The organism is Acinetobacter sp. FL (genome assembly GCF_040744925.1).
Classification (GTDB): Bacteria; Pseudomonadota; Gammaproteobacteria; order Pseudomonadales; family Moraxellaceae; genus Acinetobacter; species Acinetobacter radioresistens.
Window position 1 is genome coordinate 2,718,573 of the sequence record NZ_CP160437.1, and the last position, 18,394, is coordinate 2,736,966.

Sequence of the window (18,394 nt, forward strand, 5' to 3'; positions counted from 1 at the left end):
GGTTTATAGCGAAAAACTTTCCCAAATCCCAATCTGGTCTGGGCGGAGTGAAGGTACATTGCCCAGTTTGAGCCAAGGCATGTTTTCACCATGATAATCACTACCAATTGAAACCTTCAGCGCATACTGCTGAATCAGCCGGTCAATCATCTGGCGAGTAGAAGTCGGGTCACTGGCCGGTGGCAATTCGATTGCATCTCCGCCAGACTCTGCAAATAACTCGACCAGGTAACGAATATTGGTGGCCGACAAGGTATAACGGGTTGGATGAGCCAAAACTGCAAAACCACGACTGGCATGTATAACTTGAATGGTTTCGGCCAGTCCTAGACCTTCAAAATTTATAAAAGCTTTTTTCCCCTCTTTTAAATAACGGTCAAAAGCCTGCTGTGGCCGGGATACAATCTGTTGCTGTACCAGTGCTTTGGCAATATGTGTTCGGGTGATTCGGTCAGGTTCACCTTCAACCAACGCCAGAACCTGCTCATAAATATCTACCTGAATAATATCGGTGAGCAGATGACAAATGTGTCTGGCACGTGCTGCACGTATACGTTTTTGCTGCTCAAGCATTTGCAGTAATGGGGCCGGATTTTGCATGCCCAGTGCAACTACATGTACACCATAACTCTTTTTGGTGGCAGGGCGTGACCACTGGCTTGAAATCTCTACACCAGGAATAATCCTGAGTGAGTAAGGAGCCTCAAGTGTCATGCTACAGGCTTTAGCCCGCTGGATGCCGTCCATATTGTCATGATCTGTAAGGGCCAAGGTATGAACACCTGCTGCAACAGCAGCATGCACCAGCGCCTCTGGAGACAAAGTTCCATCAGAAATATTGCTGTGTGTATGTAAATCTATGCCGTGCATCTCTTATACTATGCTATTTATTTAAACAGAACTGATACTCTAACATGAAAGCGCTTCTGGACTTTGTTCCACTGATTATTTTCTTTTATCTGTACAAGACGGTTGAACCAGATGATACCCAACATCCACTTTTACAACTGATCGGCTCTGCGGGCGGTGTAGATAACAATAATATTCTGGTGGCGACCACAGGACTCATCATTTCCATGTTGGTGGTGTATGGTGCTTTATTTGTCATGCAAAAATTCCGTCTGGATAAACAGCAGTGGATTGTGCTGTTTATGACCGTAATTTTTGGTGGTATCACTTTAATGCTTAGCGATGATTTTTATATCCGTCTGAAGGCAGCTATTTTGAATCTGGTCTTTGCCGGAGCTTTCCTTTTGTCGCCATTTTTCGGTAAAGAACGTAAACCCCTGATCCAGCGTTTATTTGGTCCTATTTTCAACCTGACCGAAAAAGGCTGGAAGAATCTGAACTTTGCTTGGGCTGCCATGTTTGTAGTCATGGCCTGCCTGCATATTTTCTTTGCCTTTATCTGGATGAATGGAAAATATTGGGGAGAATTTACGGCATTTGGTGACATGATTGTTATGTTTTCCTTTATCATTATTCAGTTCATAGTCTTACGTAAACACTTTAAGTCGCCCGAAGCTTAAGGTGTGTCATACAGGTCAAAAATTTCATGCCTTTATTTGTATTAAGCTGTACCGATCACGAGGGTACAGTTGAAAAACGTCTCGCCACACGTCCTCAACACATTGAACGGTTACAAAAGCTAAATGACGAAGGCCGCCTGATCGTAGCAGGTGCGATGCCTAAAGACCCTGCTGATCCTCAGGCAGGTTTTTATGGCAGTACTATGATTGTTGAGTTTGATAGCCGTGAAGCACTGGATGTCTGGCTTAAAGAAGAGCCTTTCCTAAAAGCTGGTGTTTATGCGCATATCGATATTAAGCCTTTCAATAAAGCCTTTCCTCAAGGATAAATTCATGCGTGTTGTAGTCCAAAGCTGTCTGGGCATTCTATTTTTTTGTTCTACCGCCTGGGCTGTTGAAGCAGTCAGTGAACCTGTAGCAGCTGCACCTGTAACAGCCCCACTAAATGCTAATACGGCTAACCGACCAGCCGCTATGGCTGTCGCTGCAACAGTTGCCCCTACAGGCCAACCTCAGGAAGTCCGGCCTTTAACAGCTGAACAACTCGCCAAAAATAAGGCCTTGCAAGATGCCAAGATTAAAACACTGATCAAAGATCAAGGTATACGCCTGCAACAACTGGAAAAAGCCAATCTGGACGCGCTGGCACAAAATCAGGAACTGCAATTAAAAAATGATAGCCTTGCTGTACAGGTTCAGGTTTTACAGAGTGAACGTAGTGCCCAGATGTTTCTCTACGGCGCAGCAACTTTAGCTGTAGGCGTATTGATGGGTTTTCTTATTGCAAGTTATGTATACACCAAGCGCCGGCGTCAGTGGTAATTTCCACTTTTTCTCTGCATAAATAAAGGGTTTTATGGTTTGTCCTATCCGATTCAAACAGCTGCTTTAGACTGGCAACTTATCGATAATATTGAGGTACCGGTATCCCGACAGTTTGGAGATGTCTATTTCTCTAAAGATAACGGTCTGCTGGAAACACGCCATGTTTTTTTAAATGGCAATGACTTGACTGAACGCCTCGCTACCTTAAGCGACTTTGAATATTTCTGTGTAGGTGAAACCGGTTTTGGTACTGGACTGAATATTCTAGCGTTATGGCAACTTTGGCAACAGGTCAGACCTGATAATCATAGCCATCTGCATGCAGTCAGTGTAGAGAAGTTTCCGCTTGGTAAACCTGATCTGATCCGTGCATTAAAAGCCTGGCCAGAACTTGCTCCTTTAGCCGAGCAGCTGCTCCAGCAGTATCCCTTACTGATTGCAGGCTGTCACCGGCTGTCATTTCCTGAAGAACGCTTTAGCCTTGACCTATGGCTGGGAGATGCACATGATATGTTCCCCCTTATGGAAAAGACAGCATCTGTAAATGCCTGGTTTCTGGATGGCTTTGCGCCTTCTTGTAATCCGGATATGTGGGAAGAACAGGTTTTAAATCATATTATCCGTTTATCTGACCATGGTACTACATTTGCTTCATTCAGCGTCGCCGGTGTTCTCAAGCGGGGGTTACGTAGTCACGGCATTCAGGTTACACGTCCACGTGGTTTTGGTCATAAGCGTGAAATGTTAAAAGCGATCTGGCAGCCGTCCGTTGCCGATGCTGCAACTGAAAAGCAGGAAAAACCAGAGAGTCTGACTTCAGGGCAACTCCCCCCCCGAATAGCTGTTAAAACAACTCATCGGCAAAAACAGATCGCTGTGATTGGTGCAGGTATTGCCGGATTAAGTGTAGCCTGGTCTTTTGCCCAGCGTGGCCATCAGGTTAAACTGTTTGACCGCAATGCGCCTTTAGCTGGTGCCTCTGGAAATCCACTTGCCCTGTTAAATCCGAAGCTCAGCCAGATCGAAAAAAGTCATACCCATTTAATGACAGTTACTTGGCAATATGCACTTAATCATTATCAGCAATTTAGAGCTTTCCGACCATTACAGATTCACCAGATGGCTTTAAAAGAAGGCGAACAGCTCTTGAGTCTGGCAGAACAATATCCGGATGAATTACTTACAGTACAAACTGCTCAATGTCACCCGCTTTCTACACAGTCTGAAAGTCTACGGCTTAATCGAGCTGGCGGTGTCTCTCCACATCTGTTACGTGACCAGATTTTAGAACATTCACTGATCCAGTTTGCGCAGGCAGCCGTGGAACGTATTATTCCGCAAGCTCAAGACACCGTCTTATATGATGCCAACGGTAAATCTCTGGGTAAATTTGACCATGTGGTGGTGTGCTGTGCTCGACAGAGCCAGTCACTGCTCAGCAATTGCCCGAAACTACGGCCAATTCGAGGGCAAGTAAGCTGGGTCAATAATACGGTACAACCTCTGAATATGCAGGAAGCCATCAGTTATGGCGGTTATTGTCTGCAATTTGATCCTGAAAATCTGCTTCTTGGCGCTTCGTTCTTACCAGGCCGTGAAGATGATGAAGTCCTGGCTGAAGATCATCAGCATAATGCAGAACTTCTTGCAAAAGTATTTCCAGAATATGCATCTACTTTGCCGCCTATAGAAGCTTGGCAGGGCCGTGCCTCTGTTCGTGCCCAAACTATGGATTACTTTCCCCTGCTCGGCAAAATGGGGTCTGATACAGAAATTTATACTTTTTCCGGCTTAGGCTCTAAAGGTTTTCTGTATGCACCCTTATGCAGTGAAATACTGGCTGCATTGGTATTTAAAGAAGCCTGCCCTGTACCGGCCAGTGTAGTACAGAAGCTCAACCCTCAACGGTTTCAAAAACGTTTAAAACAGCAAAGAAATTCTTGAATCAACCAGCCTGTGCGAAGCTGGACAGTACAGTACTCATAGCCTGAAAAAAAGCGCCCTCTCTGGGGCGCTTTTTTCTATCCTTCTTGTTCCAAAGGCAATCCTGCATCACGTGCTGCTCGGGTCCCCCCCATCAACACCACGTATTCACGCGAGTCATCTATGCTTTCAAGCATTTCAGCCGCACGCGGGGCTTTACTGCCACCACCGCACAGGATATAAATCGGTTGATCCGCTGCTACCTGAGACAAGCTTTCCGCGCTCAGATCATTGATAGGCTGATTGATCGCACCTCGAATATGACCTTCTGCATATGAACCTGTGTCACGGACATCCCAGATAACAGCATTTTCTGGGAACTCAAATGTAGTAATTTCTTGTTTACGGATCATTGCGCACTCCTTTGATGTAAACAATACTTGGCAAATGAAGAAAACATCCCTAGCATCTCAGATATTCTTTCCCTTTGTAAAGGTCTAAACCATGCCATCTTTCGATATTGTATCTGAATTAGAGTTATTTGAAGTTAATCACGCTGTTCAAAATACCCAAAAGGAAATTGCAACCCGGTTTGACTTCCGCGGCCAGGATGTTTCCATCGAACTAAATGAAAAAAATAAAGAAATTAAAATTAGCACAGAAAGTGATTTCCAATGTGAACAAGTGTATAGCATGTTAGAGAATCACTTTTACAAACGTAAAATTGATGTACAGGCACTCGATCCCCAAAAAGCGACTGCTTCAGGAAAAAATGTAGTCCAAGTGATCAAACTTAAAGATGGTCTTGACTCAGATACGGCAAAAAAAATTAATAAAGCCATTAAAGAAAGTGGGATTAAAGTGCAATCATCGATTCAGGGTGACAAAATCCGTGTAACAGACAAAAAGCGCGATACCCTGCAGCAGGTAATGAACTTTCTGCGTGAGCAGCAGTTTGGCTTGCCACTACAATTTAACAACTTCAAAGATTAAGACACTATTGCTTGCAAGAGAAACCTCATGGCCCATAATAATCGCTTGTCCAGACTGATCAAGACCACATCAAAGCTTCCTAAAGGCCTGCGCAGTACTTTGTGGAGTAGAGCATTTGGTCGGGTGGTGCCAATGGTAGGTACAGCAAAGGTTCGTTATCTTGAAGTAACCGCATCCAAAGTGGTAGTCAGTATGGCAAATCATCATGTCATGCAGAACCATATTGGTCAGATTCATGCCTGTGCCATGACACTTCTTGCCGAAACTGCTACTGGTTTTGTAACTGCAATGAATGTTCCTCAGAATGCTATTGTACTGATTAAAAGTTTTAAAATTGACTTTAAACGGCCCACTCAGGGAGCGATGACCGCTGTAGCAACTTTGACTGCTGAACAGCAGCAGATGATGCAAACCTCGGAGAAAGGCGAAACGCTCGTTACAGTCTCAGTGGTAGACGAGTCTGGTGAAGAGCCTATTCAGTGTGAAATGCTGTGGGCTTGGGTCGCTAAAGATCGGCTTAAACCATCTTAATGACAATATAAAAAATCCCAGATTATGTCTGGGATTTTTATTTTAAACCTGTTGTGACTCTAAAAACTTCTGCTTAACCTCTTCTGGAATTATGCGTTTATTACCTTTCACATCTACAGCGACAAAAGTAAAAACTCCTTCTGTAACACGTTTAGCTGGTCGTGATGAATCATGGCTATCCCAGACTTCAATCTGCATCTGGATTGAAGTATTACCAACTTTTAAAATCTTGGTATAACAGCTAATTACATCGCCCACTTTAACCGGTACCAGAAAAGTCATCTGGTTAATCGAAATAGTGGCGCATCGTCCTTTACTAAAACGTTCAGCATGAATTGCACCAGCTAAATCCATCTGTGAAACGATCCAGCCGCCGAATACGTCTCCGCTCCAGTTGGTATCAGCAGGCATAGCAATTGTTTGAAGAGACAATACCCCTTCAGGTTTTAGATTAGTATCTGACACATTAACTCCGGACTTTAAGTTGCTGATCCAGCCATTGTTGTAACTCGGCAGATCGAAGGGCGCCACTTATTCTAGCAACTTCTGTGGTTTTATTCATCAGTACTAGGGTCGGGATACTTCTGACATTAAATGCAGCACTTAAGCGTGGAGAAGTCTCGGTATTAATCTTGGCAAAAATAACATGCGGGTTATGTTTGGCAGCCTCAGCAAAATGCGGCGCCATCATTTTGCATGGCCCACACCAGTCGGCCCATAGATCAATCAGTACAGGCAGGTCACTATGACTCATGAAATTACTAAAATTCTGCTCAGTTAACTCAATTGGTGCTCGTGGAAGCAAGGCAGCATGACATTGTCCACAATTCGGAGCTGCATCAAGCTTTTCCTCTGGTACACGATTTTTTGCACTGCAGCTTGGACATACAAGAATCATTCATTTTCATCCAGTCAATGTATATGAAAATTTTAATGCGAGTATGCCCGACTTTTCAAATAGTATTATTTTATAAGAACAGAAACTCTAAATCTGCCCCTCAACCCATATATGATTAAAAAACCTTCCAATCAAAAATATTCATCAGATCCATTAATATTTTGTTGGGAAAAATTTATTAATTTTCTACCGATTTCGACGCATAATCTTGCTTAATGCTATCATGTCTGCATAAATTCCTTATGAATCTATGGAGTAAAAAAATGAGCGAGAATGTAGGTTTTGCAGGCCAGATTGGCCCTGATCATGTGTCACAAGTAGTTGAAAAAGGTTTCAGATCGATCATCAATAACCGTCCAGATATGGAAGGTGGTGCTGAACAGCCTACCAGTGCACAGATTGAAGAGGCCGCTCGAGCTGCGGGCCTAGATTATGTCTATCAGCCTGTTGTTGCTGGCCAGATCAGTGAACTTGATGTGCGCACATTTGCAAATCACTATAATGAACTGCCAAAACCTATTTTAATGTTCTGCCGTACTGGCAATCGCTCAAATAACCTCTATCAATTAGCAAAACAGATGGACCTGCTGGATGACTAAATACATATGCGCCCTTCTGCTCAGTCTGGGCTGGTGTGGAAGTGCCATCTCTTCAGTCAATGCTGCTGTTACTGACCAAGCCATCAGCAAACCTTTAAATGAAGAGGTTAGCGTAGCCGGACAGATGGATTTGGTAAAGTTTCAGCAGTTACTCAAGCAGGGTTTTAAATCAGTCATTGTTAACCGGCCCGACGGTGAGCTCGGCAATCCTGTAACCGTAAATCAGCTCCGGACTGTTGCAGAAAAGTCTCATGTCAGTCTGATTTACCAGCCTGTTGAAAGTGTAAAAGTTTCACAGCCGGATATTGTTGAGTTTGCTCGTTATTATAATAGCCTGCCTAAACCGATTCTGCTGGTCTGTCGCAGTGGGGGGCGCTCGACTGCTCTATTTAATCACGCCAAGCAACAGGGATTATTACGTGAATAAAATTTTACTCGTTCTTTTATGTTCACTTACCTTGATGGGCTGCAGTTCTATGAATGTACGCCCAACTGTTGGGGTAAGTATGGGAACCTCACTTTAATTTTCAGATACTGACATTCATAAAAAAACAGCGCCTAGGCGCTGTTTCTATTTCTAGAGTAAATTTGCCCAAGGTTTTTGGTAACTACAGCGTCCTGCCCCATAAGGGCTAATATCAAAAGGTTGAGAGACATCTGCCTCCAAATCACTTTTTAGAGGATTTAATGGATAAAACATTATAGATTCAACAGTTTTTCCACTAACTGTTGTAGATGCTTTAATTTGAACCGTTTGCCAACCGGCATAACGACGCAAATAATTAATTTTAAAATCAAATGAGCCTGCTGCGCTTGTAGTATAGCTAAATTCATTTACTGCAGAATCATCAGCCTTACTCCTGTCAACTAAACTCGTAGCGAGCGAAGTAGAAGACGGGCTAGGACTAGCTGAACATAATAAGTATGTCCTAGGCTCAATTACGTAACGTGCTATAAATGTTTTATCTGCTTCGATTCCTGAAATTTCATTATTAATTTTTTGTATTTCAATATTTAGAGAATTAATTTGTGATTGTAATGCAGTTTTTTTAGTTTTTGCATCTGGGTCAGTCTCATCGATTAAAGCTAATTGACCATTTAAAGATGCTAAGGATGTATTAAATTCATTTAATTTTGCCTTTAATGGTCTAATTTTATAAATATCAATGTTTAAAATATCTGTAGCTCTTAATGTCTCAAGTTCAGAACTTAATATATAACGTCCCGACGCTCCAGAAACAATATTAATAGACATCGTAACTTTCTGATTAGCTAAAGGCTTCCCATCGATATCTACTACTTGAGCAGAAATATCCTCTGAATAGAAGGTTTTTTCATTATTAGTTGTCAGTACCCCTGCATTACCAAATGTAATATTTCCAACTGGAGTTAAAGTTTCACCTGCAATTACATTAAGTTTTAAAGGCTTTATTACTGTGACATTTTTTGGATCTGTAATTTTGGCTTCTAGACTAATTCCTTTTGCCATTAGAGATGTAGCTAACTCTCCAGTAGATAAAGGCAATCGAACTGTAAATATTGCATTTCCAAGTTCATCAGTAATTTGTGTAGAAGGACCATCTATTAAGACACGATTATTAGTATAATCCAATATACTAAGAGTTACTGTTTTTCCTATTAGAGAACCACCATTTGTATCTAAAGCTTTTACAGTAATAGTTGCAGTATCTCCCTTCACTGAAAGTAAATTTTTATTAGTTTGAATAGCCAGATCATACAGAGGTCTTTCAACTTCACTTTCAACAATATTAATATGTATGTCAGAAATTTTTTTCTTTTCAGCATTTAATAAGTTGATCGAGATACCATCTCTCAACAAAGCTTGATTTGTTGAAGCATTAAGTTTTAAAGTATAGATGGCATAACCATTAGAATCAGTTGTTTGCTCAGCTAGTCCATCAATTGAAATGCCTAATTCTTTTGCGTTGACCAATTGTAATGTTACAGGTTCATCCGCTGCAGCTCCACCAGTTTCTGAATTTAATACTTGTGTAGTTAATACTAGTGTGTCGCCTGATAACAACATTGCAGTTTTAGAAGCTTTAAAGTTCGCATAAAGATCTTTTGTTTGTTCAGGTGTTGAAGGTGTTTCACTGCCACTATTCCCACCAGAATTAGAATTATCATTATTAAAATAACCTTCACTTCCACCACCACCACAAGCGACCAATACAATTGAACTCGTGAGTAGAGTTATATTTACCCCAAGTTTTCTTAACTTGATTAAATAGTTAGACATTTATAGACCCTATATTTCTTGTAAAATTCAAATCATTTAAAAATTGATTAGTTATAAGTTAAATTTACTTAAAATAACATTTTTTATCAATCTGAATCTTTATTAATACCTTTATTTAATCAGTTCTAACAAAAGATACAAACCAAAAATTACAACACTATATGATGAAACCTTGAATATAAAAAATCTTTTAAAATAGGTAGATAAATGTACGATCTTATTATTGTTGGGGCAGGCACAGCCGGCATTGGTGCGTATAAGGAGGCAATTAAACATACACAAAATATTTTAATTATCAATGACGGCTCTTGGGATACTACATGTGCCCGTGTAGGTTGTATGCCAAGTAAAGTTCTGATTTCTTCAGCTAACCGGATGCATGATATACATCATGCAGATGAAGTTGGCTTAGAAGCTAAAAGCAAGATTAATACAGCTCACGTCATGCCACATGTACGACGGCTCAGAGATCAATTTGTAAAAGCTACTCTGATGGATGTAAAAAGCTGGAATGAAGCTCATAAAATCTCTGGACAGGCACATTTTATTGATGCCAACACCGTAGAAGTGAATAGCCAGCATTATCAGGCTAAAAGCTTTATTCTTGCAGTTGGCTCAACTCCAAGCTTCGATATTAAATGGAAAAAAGAACTTCAGGATCGTTTAATTACATCAGATGATATTTTTGAGCTCGAGACTCTACCCAATTCACTGACCGTAGTGGGTAGCGGTGTAATTGCCCTTGAACTCGCACAAGCCATGCAACGTTTAAATGTAAAAACAACCATATTTGCACGTAGTCAGCGGATAGGTAATTTAAGTAGTCCAGAACTTCAGAAAATCGCCCAGCAGGAATTTGCTAAAGAGTTATCTATTTTATATAACACCTTACCTGAACAGGTGGTAAAAACAGAGCATGGGGTAAAGTTAAGTTATCAGCAGAATGGAAAATTTAAAGACTTAGAAGTTGATTATTTGTTAGTAGCTACCGGAAGGAAAAGTCTTCTAAATACATTAAAACTTGACCAGATTCATTCTGATTTTAAAGATATTAAAAATCTTCCTGTTCATCCAGAAACCAAACAGCTTGCTGAGTACCCTATCTTTATAGTAGGCGATGCATATACAGATACTCCCATTCAGCATGAGGCAGCACAAGAAGGCAAGCTTGCTGTACATAACTGTTTAAATTACCCCCATATTCAACCTATAAAATTATTTACGCCCCTATCTATTGTATTTAGCCAACCAGAAATGGCTATAGTTGGAAAAAGTTATCAACAACTGGTTAAAGCAGGCTCTCAATTTGTGACTGGAGAAGTTTTTTATGAGAAACAGGGAAGAGCCATCGTATTAGGAAAGAATATGGGCAAAGTTGAGGTATACGTAGATAAACAGACTAAACAATTACTGGGTGCAGAACTATTAGTAAACAATGCTGAACATTTTGCCCATCTGCTAAACTGGATGATGGCCGAAAATATAACTGTTGATCGCTTACTTGCAAAACCATTTTATCACCCAACTATGGAAGAAGGATTAAGAACAGCATTAAAGCACGCACGCAGACAATTAAATGTCCTAAATTAAATAAAGCCATGAATAAGAATTCATGGCTTTACTCTAGTCTTATATAAAACTATTTATTTTTCTGCTCTGAAATATCCATAATGAGCCGAGTAGCCATATATAAACGTGGAACAATACTTTCTACCAGAATATATTCGGCCTGATTGGAATGGGCTCCATATCCTGAAACTCCCATTCCTTCGATGACTGCTGCTTTGGAATCCAGCGCAGCAAAGGCAGCATCTGTCCCTCCACCTGTTGCCTCAGTTAGAATATTTAATGACTGTTTGAATTCTTGCAAATAAATTTGTTGGGCCTGCTTGGCAATTGATCGAGCTTGCTCACTTGCAGATAAAGGAGGCCGGCGCAATTCGAATTTAACTGCCACTTGGCTGTCTTTTAATTTTTTATTTTTTATCCGCTCAGCCAATATTCTTTCAACTTTCTTAAAATCGGCATTGTCTAAGGCACGTACATCTGCCTGGGCCTGTGCCTCTTCTGGTATTACATTACGGGTTTTGCCAGCTGTAGCAACTGTCCAGTTTAATTTTAAACCTGTTTTAGCATCAGACAGATTCTGCAGCTGTAATATCTGGTGAGAAAGCTCAGTTAATGCATTTACCCCATCTTCAGGCTTAACGCCCGCATGAGAGGCCTTACCTTTAACCTCTAAATAGGCAGCGCCAATACCGCTGGTGGCCAAGCGTAAACTTCCATCTGTTCCCCCACCCTCAAATGAAAATATGACATCCTGCTGTTGAGCAATTTTACTAATCAGTTTACGGGAGCCTGGCGAGCTGATTTCTTCATCTGAATTCATCAATACTGTTATGGTGCCGTAGTCCTGATAGTTTAATTTTTTAAGCATAGACAGAATATGAATAATTGATGCAACTCCCTGCTTATCATCAATGATTCCCAAGCCATATGCTTTATCACCTTCAATACGAAATGGCTGTTTTGCTAATGAGCCTTTTGGGTAAACTGTATCCATATGCGCAATTAACATAATCTTAGTTTGCCCTTTACCTTTAAGGGTTGCTTTCACAACTGGTCCCACTTGCTCGGGCGTATCATCCATACGATAAATATCGTGATTAGTAATAATTTCTACTTGAGCACCCGTATTTTTAAGTTGTTGGGCTACCTGCTTGGCAATTATATTCAGCCCTTCTATATCGCGACTACTGGACTCAATATTTACTAAGTTTTTTAAAGTATTTAAAAAAGGCTGCTTTTGTGACTCAGCTACTTTTATTAATTCTTGAGCTGAGGCGGCATGACTGATTGAAGTACAAATAAAAAGTGATATACCTATACTTATGCCATATTTTAATTGTCTTTTCATTTAATAATAATCCCTATCAATTTATCTGCTTTATAAATACAGCTCACAAGCTGAAGTTTAAATAAGTGAAAAATCAATATAATAATTTATTTATTAAAAGTAACTATTATTTTATATAAAACCCTCCGCATAAAAAAAAGCCCCCTCGATGAGGGGGCTTTTTAGAATAATGAGCTGGCGATGACTTACTCTCACATGGGTAACCCCACACTACCATCAGCGCTAAGAGGTTTCACTTCTGAGTTCGGGAAGGGATCAGGTGGTTCACTCTTGCTATGGTCGCCAGCACAACTGTTGATGGACTTGTTCGGGTCTGATTTAACTGCGGTGCAGTATATGCCGTACTTTAGTCCAAATGAGTTATTAACAGAGGGCAGATCTGGGTCTGAATTGTATGTTCCAGCATCAGGCTGAATCAAGGGATATTGCATATTTATGAATCGATTGATGCTTTGTATACAACTGTTTGGGTGTTGTATAGTCAAGCCTCACGAGCAATTAGTATTGGTCAGCTTCACATATCACTATGCTTCCACATCCAACCTATCAACGTCCTGGTCTTGAACGGCTCTTTAGGTGACATAAAGTCACGGGGAAATCTTATCTTGAGGTAGGCTTCCCGCTTAGATGCTTTCAGCGGTTATCCCTTCCGAACATAGCTACCCGGCGATGCGACTGGCGTCACAACCGGTACACCAGAGGTTCGTCCACTCTGGTCCTCTCGTACTAGGAGCAGATCCTCTCAAATTTCCAGCGCCCACGGTAGATAGGGACCGAACTGTCTCACGACGTTCTAAACCCAGCTCGCGTACCTCTTTAAATGGCGAACAGCCATACCCTTGGGACCTGCTTCAGCCCCAGGATGAGATGAGCCGACATCGAGGTGCCAAACACCGCCGTCGATATGAACTCTTGGGCGGTATCAGCCTGTTATCCCCAGAGTACCTTTTATCCGTTGAGCGATGGCCCTTCCATACAGAACCACCGGATCACTAAGACCTACTTTCGTACCTGCTCGACTTGTGGGTCTCGCAGTTAAGCGCGCTTTTGCCTTTATACTCTACGCGTGATTTCCGACCACGCTGAGCGCACCTTCGTACTCCTCCGTTACTCTTTAGGAGGAGACCGCCCCAGTCAAACTACCCACCAGACACGGTCCTCGACCCAGATTATGGGTCAGAGTTAGAACCTCAACATTACCAGGGTGGTATTTCAAGGATGGCTCCATAGGAACTGGCGTCCCTACTTCAAAGCCTCCCACCTATCCTACACAAGTAAGGTCAAAGTTCAGTGTCAAGCTGCAGTAAAGGTTCACGGGGTCTTTCCGTCTAGCCGCGGGTACACTGCATCTTCACAGCGATTTCGATTTCACTGAGCCTCTGCTGGAGACAGCGCCGCCATCATTATGCCATTCGTGCAGGTCGGAACTTACCCGACAAGGAATTTCGCTACCTTAGGACCGTTATAGTTACGGCCGCCGTTTACTGGGGCTTCGATCAAGAGCTTCGCTTACGCTAACCCCATCAATTAACCTTCCAGCACCGGGCAGGCATCACACCCTATACGTCCACTTTCGTGTTTGCAGAGTGCTATGTTTTTAATAAACAGTTGCAGCGGCCTGGTTTCTGCGGCTGCCGACAGCTCAAGGAGCAAGTCCTATCACCATCAGCAGCGTACCTTCTCCCGAAGTTACGGTACCATTTTGCCTAGTTCCTTCAGCAGAGTTCTCTCAAGCGCCTTGGTCTACTCGACCTGACCACCTGTGTCGGTTTCGGGTACGATTCCTGTGTAACTGAAGCTTAGAGACTTTTCTTGGAAGTATGGTATCGGCCACTTCGCCAGTAAACTGGCTTGCTATCGACTCTCAGCATAGAGCACCCCGGATTTGCCTAAGATGCATGCCTACTGTCTTCCACCTGGACAACCAACGCCAGGCTGACCTAACCTTCTCCGTCCTCTCATCGCATTACACAGAAGTATTGGAATATTAACCAATTTCCCATCGACTACGCCTTTCGGCCTCGCCTTAGGGGTCGACTCACCCAGCCCCGATTAACGTTGGACTGGAACCCTTGGTCTTTCGGCGAACGGGTTTTTCACCCGTTTTGTCGTTACTCACGTCAGCATTCGCACTTCTGATACCTCCAGCAGACTTCTCAATCCACCTTCATCGGCTTACAGAACGCTCCCCTACCACGCACATAAATGTGCATCCGCAGCTTCGGCACATAGTTTTAGCCCCGTTACATCTTCCGCGCAGGCCGACTCGACTAGTGAGCTATTACGCTTTCTTTAAAGGGTGGCTGCTTCTAAGCCAACCTCCTAGCTGTCTATGCCTTCCCACATCGTTTCCCACTTAACTATGATTTTGGGGCCTTAGCTGGCGGTCTGGATTGTTTTCCTCTTGACTACGGACGTTAGCACCCGCAGTCTGTCTCCCGGATAGTACTCATTGGTATTCGGAGTTTGCATCGGTTTGGTAAGTCGGGATGACCCCCTAGCCGAAACAGTGCTCTACCCCCAATGGTATTCGTCCGAGGCGCTACCTAAATAGCTTTCGGGGAGAACCAGCTATCACCGAGTTTGATTAGCCTTTCACCCCTATCCACAAGTCATCCCCCGGCTTTTCAACGACGGTGGGTTCGGTCCTCCAGTTAGTGTTACCCAACCTTCAACCTGCTCATGGATAGATCACCCGGTTTCGGGTCTATACCCAGCGACTAGACGCCCTATTAAGACTCGATTTCTCTACGGCTCCCCTATTCGGTTAACCTCGCCACTGAATATAAGTCGCTGACCCATTATACAAAAGGTACGCAGTCACACCACGAAGGTGCTCCCACTGCTTGTATGCATGCGGTTTCAGGATCTATTTCACTCCCCTCACAGGGGTTCTTTTCGCCTTTCCCTCACGGTACTGGTTCACTATCGGTCAGTCAGGAGTATTTAGCCTTGGAGGATGGTCCCCCCATATTCAGACAAGGTTTCACGTGCCTCGCCCTACTCGTCATCATTATGTGTGCCCTTTCGTGTACGGGACTATCACCCTCTACGGTTGCACTTCCCAGAGCATTCCTCTAAAACACACATAACTTAATGGGCTGATCCCCGTTCGCTCGCCGCTACTGAGGGAATCTCAATTGATTTCTTTTCCTGAGGGTACTGAGATGTTTCACTTCCCCTCGTTCGCCTTGCATGACTATGTATTCATCATGCAATACCTACCTTATGGTAAGTGGGTTTCCCCATTCAGACATCTCCGGATCACAGGATATTTGCCGCCTCCCCGAAGCTTTTCGCAGGCTATCACGTCTTTCATCGCCTCTGACTGCCAAGGCATCCACCACATGCACTTAATTACTTGACTATACAACCCCAAACAGTCGACGTTACCTACAAGGAGCAACTTCAACATTACAGTTTAGAGCACTGTGCATTTAAGCACTGTACAGCTTCAATCTAAATTCATATACCAAAACGCTTGATTCAGTTAATTTGCTAGTTCTCAGTTCAATCTACGTTAGTCAACAGGTTGCCCTGTAACGTCTATTGAATGAGTTGAACAATTTATTTCAGACTCAAATTTGCCAATCTGTTAATGATTCACTGCATCCTCGTCGGATTGCAGTCAACTGTGATAAATCACAGAAGTTAATAAGATGTGCTTTACGCTAAGTTCTCATTAAATTCTGTAATCTCTAGCTTCGAATCAAATCATGTTTGATTCGTGGTGGAGACTAGGAGAGTCGAACTCCTGACCTCCTGCGTGCAAAGCAGGCGCTCTACCAACTAAGCTAAGTCCCCAGCTTATCAATAAGTCAACATATCTGTTTTTCTGCATTACTGCTTTCGTCAGTAGTGGTGGGTCTGACAAGACTTGAACTTGTGACCCCACGCTTATCAAGCGTGTGCTCTAACCAACTGAGCTACAGACCCTCAGATACATCGTCATGAAGAACAACTTGTTGTGGATTCTTACCAATCGTCAATCTTTCGTTAAGGAGGTGATCCAGCCGCAGGTTCCCCTACGGCTACCTTGTTACGACTTCACCCCAGTCATCGGCCACACCGTGGTAAGCGTCCTCCTTGCGGTTAGACTACCTACTTCTGGTGCAACAAACTCCCATGGTGTGACGGGCGGTGTGTACAAGGCCCGGGAACGTATTCACCGCGGCATTCTGATCCGCGATTACTAGCGATTCCGACTTCATGGAGTCGAGTTGCAGACTCCAATCCGGACTACGATCGGCTTTTTGAGATTAGCATCACATCGCTGTGTAGCAACCCTTTGTACCGACCATTGTAGCACGTGTGTAGCCCTGGCCGTAAGGGCCATGATGACTTGACGTCGTCCCCGCCTTCCTCCAGTTTGTCACTGGCAGTATCCTTAAAGTTCCCACCCGAAGTGCTGGCAAATAAGGAAAAGGGTTGCGCTCGTTGCGGGACTTAACCCAACATCTCACGACACGAGCTGACGACAGCCATGCAGCACCTGTATCAGAGTTCCCGAAGGCACCAATCCATCTCTGGAAAGTTCTCTGTATGTCAAGGCCAGGTAAGGTTCTTCGCGTTGCATCGAATTAAACCACATGCTCCACCGCTTGTGCGGGCCCCCGTCAATTCATTTGAGTTTTAGTCTTGCGACCGTACTCCCCAGGCGGTCTACTTATCGCGTTAGCTGCGCCACTAAAGCCTCAAGGGCCCCAACGGCTAGTAGACATCGTTTACGGCATGGACTACCAGGGTATCTAATCCTGTTTGCTCCCCATGCTTTCGTACCTCAGCGTCAGTATTAGGCCAGATGGCTGCCTTCGCCATCGGTATTCCTCCAGATCTCTACGCATTTCACCGCTACACCTGGAATTCTACCATCCTCTCCCATACTCTAGCCAACCAGTATCGAATGCAATTCCCAAGTTAAGCTCGGGGATTTCACATTTGACTTAATTGGCCGCCTACGCACGCTTTACGCCCAGTAAATCCGATTAACGCTCGCACCCTCTGTATTACCGCGGCTGCTGGCACAGAGTTAGCCGGTGCTTATTCTGCGAGTAACGTCCACTATCCTAAAGTATTAATCCAGGTAGCCTCCTCCTCGCTTAAAGTGCTTTACAACCAAAAGGCCTTCTTCACACACGCGGCATGGCTGGATCAGGGTTCCCCCCATTGTCCAATATTCCCCACTGCTGCCTCCCGTAGGAGTCTGGGCCGTGTCTCAGTCCCAGTGTGGCGGATCATCCTCTCAGACCCGCTACAGATCGTCGCCTTGGTAGGCCTTTACCCTACCAACTAGCTAATCCGACTTAGGCTCATCTATTAGCGCAAGGCCCGAAGGTCCCCTGCTTTCTCCCGTAGGACGTATGCGGTATTAGCGCTCCTTTCGGAACGTTGTCCCCCACTAATAGGCAGATTCCTAAGCATTACTCACCCGTCCGCCGCTGAATCCGGTAGCAAGCTACCTTCATCCGCTCGACTTGCATGTGTTAAGCCTGCCGCCAGCGTTCAATCTGAGCCATGATCAAACTCTTCAGTTAAAATCATTTGTACCTTATTTATAGACAAGGTACCAATTCTGGCTCATTAATCTTCTGACTAAAAATTTACTCAAATAAACTTCGAGAAATTTCTACCATTCAATCAATGAAAATTATTTCGATCGATCAACCAGTAAAAATCCACACAAGTTGTTCTTCATATTCTCTTAATGATCTTCTTACTGCTTCGTCAGCAGCAAGCTAGGTCGGCTATATTACGCTTTCTTTTCAGAAAGTCAACTGGTAATTCAGATTATTTTAAACCTATCTAACAAAACCTGACTTAATTATATTTAACTAAGTTGCTGTTTTATCAGAAGTTTTAATCTTCATCACCGCCGATGGATGTGCATTATAGGCCATTTATTTCTCAACGCAAGCGGTA

General features: G+C 43.3%; 15 protein-coding genes, 2 tRNA genes and 3 rRNA genes. 9 read left to right on the forward strand and 11 right to left on the reverse strand.

Annotated elements, in window-relative coordinates; translation table 11 throughout:
- Nucleotides 1-3: 3 nt before the first annotated feature.
- Nucleotides 4-870, reverse strand: coding sequence for a PHP domain-containing protein (locus ABZP31_RS12690; RefSeq protein ID WP_248135247.1), 867 nt, complete (start codon nucleotides 868-870; stop codon nucleotides 4-6).
- A 44-nt stretch (nucleotides 871-914) separates the two neighbouring features.
- Between ABZP31_RS12690 and ABZP31_RS12695 the strand changes: the two genes are divergently transcribed.
- The 4 genes from ABZP31_RS12695 to mnmC are packed head-to-tail and all read left to right on the forward strand — an operon-like array spanning nucleotide 915 to nucleotide 4,298.
- Entirely contained in the window at nucleotides 915-1,529 is a 615-nt protein-coding gene (locus ABZP31_RS12695; protein ID WP_005018456.1) for an inner membrane-spanning protein YciB, read from the forward strand.
- Nucleotides 1,530-1,555: 26 nt separating this feature from the next.
- Nucleotides 1,556-1,858: a YciI family protein gene (locus ABZP31_RS12700; protein ID WP_005018454.1), complete on the forward strand. Its 303-nt coding sequence runs from the start codon at nucleotides 1,556-1,558 to the stop codon at nucleotides 1,856-1,858.
- Nucleotides 1,859-1,862: 4 nt separating this feature from the next.
- Entirely contained in the window at nucleotides 1,863-2,351 is a 489-nt protein-coding gene (locus ABZP31_RS12705; RefSeq protein ID WP_005018451.1) for a hypothetical protein, read from the forward strand.
- 39 nt (nucleotides 2,352-2,390) lie between these two features.
- Complete coding sequence (mnmC, locus tag ABZP31_RS12710; protein ID WP_248135244.1) at nucleotides 2,391-4,298, forward strand: FAD-dependent 5-carboxymethylaminomethyl-2-thiouridine(34) oxidoreductase MnmC; 1,908 nt, start codon at nucleotides 2,391-2,393, stop codon at nucleotides 4,296-4,298.
- 77 nt (nucleotides 4,299-4,375) lie between these two features.
- Here mnmC and ABZP31_RS12715 read toward each other — a convergent pair whose 3' ends face one another.
- Nucleotides 4,376-4,690, reverse strand: coding sequence for a rhodanese-like domain-containing protein (locus ABZP31_RS12715; RefSeq protein WP_248135241.1), 315 nt, complete (start codon nucleotides 4,688-4,690; stop codon nucleotides 4,376-4,378).
- A 91-nt stretch (nucleotides 4,691-4,781) separates the two neighbouring features.
- On the opposite strand from ABZP31_RS12715, the gene ABZP31_RS12720 reads away from it, so the two are divergent.
- A complete protein-coding gene (locus tag ABZP31_RS12720) occupies nucleotides 4,782-5,270 on the forward strand; it encodes a YajQ family cyclic di-GMP-binding protein (RefSeq protein WP_005018442.1) in 489 nt (162 codons plus the stop codon).
- Nucleotides 5,271-5,297: 27 nt separating this feature from the next.
- Nucleotides 5,298-5,801 carry a DUF4442 domain-containing protein gene (locus ABZP31_RS12725; protein WP_248135238.1) on the forward strand — a complete coding sequence of 168 codons (504 nt, stop codon included), beginning with the start codon at nucleotides 5,298-5,300 and terminating at the stop codon, nucleotides 5,799-5,801.
- Nucleotides 5,802-5,843: 42 nt separating this feature from the next.
- Here the strand turns inward: ABZP31_RS12725 and ABZP31_RS12730 are convergent, their stop codons facing one another.
- Entirely contained in the window at nucleotides 5,844-6,266 is a 423-nt protein-coding gene (locus ABZP31_RS12730) for an acyl-CoA thioesterase (RefSeq protein ID WP_005404776.1), read from the reverse strand.
- A 1-nt stretch (nucleotide 6,267) separates the two neighbouring features.
- On the reverse strand, nucleotides 6,268-6,699 hold the full coding sequence (gene trxC, locus ABZP31_RS12735) for a thioredoxin TrxC (RefSeq protein ID WP_005018437.1): 432 nt from the start codon (nucleotides 6,697-6,699) through the stop codon (nucleotides 6,268-6,270).
- Nucleotides 6,700-6,962: 263 nt separating this feature from the next.
- Between trxC and ABZP31_RS12740 the strand changes: the two genes are divergently transcribed.
- Complete coding sequence (locus ABZP31_RS12740; protein ID WP_005018435.1) at nucleotides 6,963-7,298, forward strand: TIGR01244 family sulfur transferase; 336 nt, start codon at nucleotides 6,963-6,965, stop codon at nucleotides 7,296-7,298.
- A complete protein-coding gene (locus tag ABZP31_RS12745; RefSeq protein ID WP_248132934.1) occupies nucleotides 7,291-7,725 on the forward strand; it encodes a sulfur transferase domain-containing protein in 435 nt (144 codons plus the stop codon). Before ABZP31_RS12740 ends, ABZP31_RS12745 begins: the two co-directional genes overlap by 8 nt.
- Before the next feature lie 150 nt (nucleotides 7,726-7,875).
- On the opposite strand, the gene ABZP31_RS12750 is transcribed toward ABZP31_RS12745, so the two are convergent.
- Nucleotides 7,876-9,558 (reverse strand): Ig-like domain-containing protein, encoded by a 1,683-nt coding sequence (locus ABZP31_RS12750; protein ID WP_248135235.1) that lies wholly within the window; start codon nucleotides 9,556-9,558, stop codon nucleotides 7,876-7,878.
- Between the two features lie 207 nt (nucleotides 9,559-9,765).
- Here ABZP31_RS12750 and ABZP31_RS12755 point away from each other — a divergent pair, with 207 nt between their 5' ends.
- On the forward strand, nucleotides 9,766-11,148 hold the full coding sequence (locus ABZP31_RS12755; RefSeq protein ID WP_367156821.1) for a dihydrolipoyl dehydrogenase: 1,383 nt from the start codon (nucleotides 9,766-9,768) through the stop codon (nucleotides 11,146-11,148).
- 49 nt (nucleotides 11,149-11,197) lie between these two features.
- On the opposite strand, the gene ABZP31_RS12760 is transcribed toward ABZP31_RS12755, so the two are convergent.
- The 6 genes from ABZP31_RS12760 to ABZP31_RS12785 all read right to left on the reverse strand — a co-directional run bounded on the left by ABZP31_RS12760 (nucleotide 11,198) and on the right by ABZP31_RS12785 (nucleotide 18,009).
- Entirely contained in the window at nucleotides 11,198-12,475 is a 1,278-nt protein-coding gene (locus ABZP31_RS12760) for a M20/M25/M40 family metallo-hydrolase (RefSeq protein WP_174498962.1), read from the reverse strand.
- A gap of 172 nt (nucleotides 12,476-12,647) precedes the next feature.
- A 5S ribosomal RNA gene (rrf, locus tag ABZP31_RS12765) occupies nucleotides 12,648-12,762 on the reverse strand.
- A 190-nt stretch (nucleotides 12,763-12,952) separates the two neighbouring features.
- A 23S ribosomal RNA gene (locus tag ABZP31_RS12770) occupies nucleotides 12,953-15,842 on the reverse strand.
- A 361-nt stretch (nucleotides 15,843-16,203) separates the two neighbouring features.
- A tRNA-Ala gene (locus ABZP31_RS12775) sits at nucleotides 16,204-16,279 on the reverse strand.
- A gap of 55 nt (nucleotides 16,280-16,334) precedes the next feature.
- A tRNA-Ile gene (locus ABZP31_RS12780) sits at nucleotides 16,335-16,411 on the reverse strand.
- 61 nt (nucleotides 16,412-16,472) lie between these two features.
- A 16S ribosomal RNA gene (locus ABZP31_RS12785) occupies nucleotides 16,473-18,009 on the reverse strand.
- Together the 16S, 23S and 5S rRNA genes with 2 tRNA genes alongside form the textbook arrangement of a ribosomal RNA operon.
- Nucleotides 18,010-18,394 lie beyond the last annotated feature (385 nt).

What these genes read in the sequence shown, in the direction of transcription:
- ABZP31_RS12690 (WP_248135247.1), bottom strand. Translation starts at nt 870, where the DNA reads ATGCACGGCATAGATTTACATACACACAGCAATATTTCTGATGGAACT.
- ABZP31_RS12695 (WP_005018456.1), top strand. Translation starts at nt 915, where the DNA reads ATGAAAGCGCTTCTGGACTTTGTTCCACTGATTATTTTCTTTTATCTG.
- ABZP31_RS12700 (WP_005018454.1), top strand. Translation starts at nt 1,556, where the DNA reads ATGCCTTTATTTGTATTAAGCTGTACCGATCACGAGGGTACAGTTGAA.
- ABZP31_RS12705 (WP_005018451.1), top strand. Translation starts at nt 1,863, where the DNA reads ATGCGTGTTGTAGTCCAAAGCTGTCTGGGCATTCTATTTTTTTGTTCT.
- ABZP31_RS12715 (WP_248135241.1), bottom strand. Translation starts at nt 4,690, where the DNA reads ATGATCCGTAAACAAGAAATTACTACATTTGAGTTCCCAGAAAATGCT.
- ABZP31_RS12720 (WP_005018442.1), top strand. Translation starts at nt 4,782, where the DNA reads ATGCCATCTTTCGATATTGTATCTGAATTAGAGTTATTTGAAGTTAAT.
- ABZP31_RS12725 (WP_248135238.1), top strand. Translation starts at nt 5,298, where the DNA reads ATGGCCCATAATAATCGCTTGTCCAGACTGATCAAGACCACATCAAAG.
- trxC (WP_005018437.1), bottom strand. Translation starts at nt 6,699, where the DNA reads ATGATTCTTGTATGTCCAAGCTGCAGTGCAAAAAATCGTGTACCAGAG.
- ABZP31_RS12740 (WP_005018435.1), top strand. Translation starts at nt 6,963, where the DNA reads ATGAGCGAGAATGTAGGTTTTGCAGGCCAGATTGGCCCTGATCATGTG.
- ABZP31_RS12745 (WP_248132934.1), top strand. Translation starts at nt 7,291, where the DNA reads ATGACTAAATACATATGCGCCCTTCTGCTCAGTCTGGGCTGGTGTGGA.
- ABZP31_RS12750 (WP_248135235.1), bottom strand. Translation starts at nt 9,558, where the DNA reads ATGTCTAACTATTTAATCAAGTTAAGAAAACTTGGGGTAAATATAACT.
- ABZP31_RS12755 (WP_367156821.1), top strand. Translation starts at nt 9,766, where the DNA reads ATGTACGATCTTATTATTGTTGGGGCAGGCACAGCCGGCATTGGTGCG.
- ABZP31_RS12760 (WP_174498962.1), bottom strand. Translation starts at nt 12,475, where the DNA reads ATGAAAAGACAATTAAAATATGGCATAAGTATAGGTATATCACTTTTT.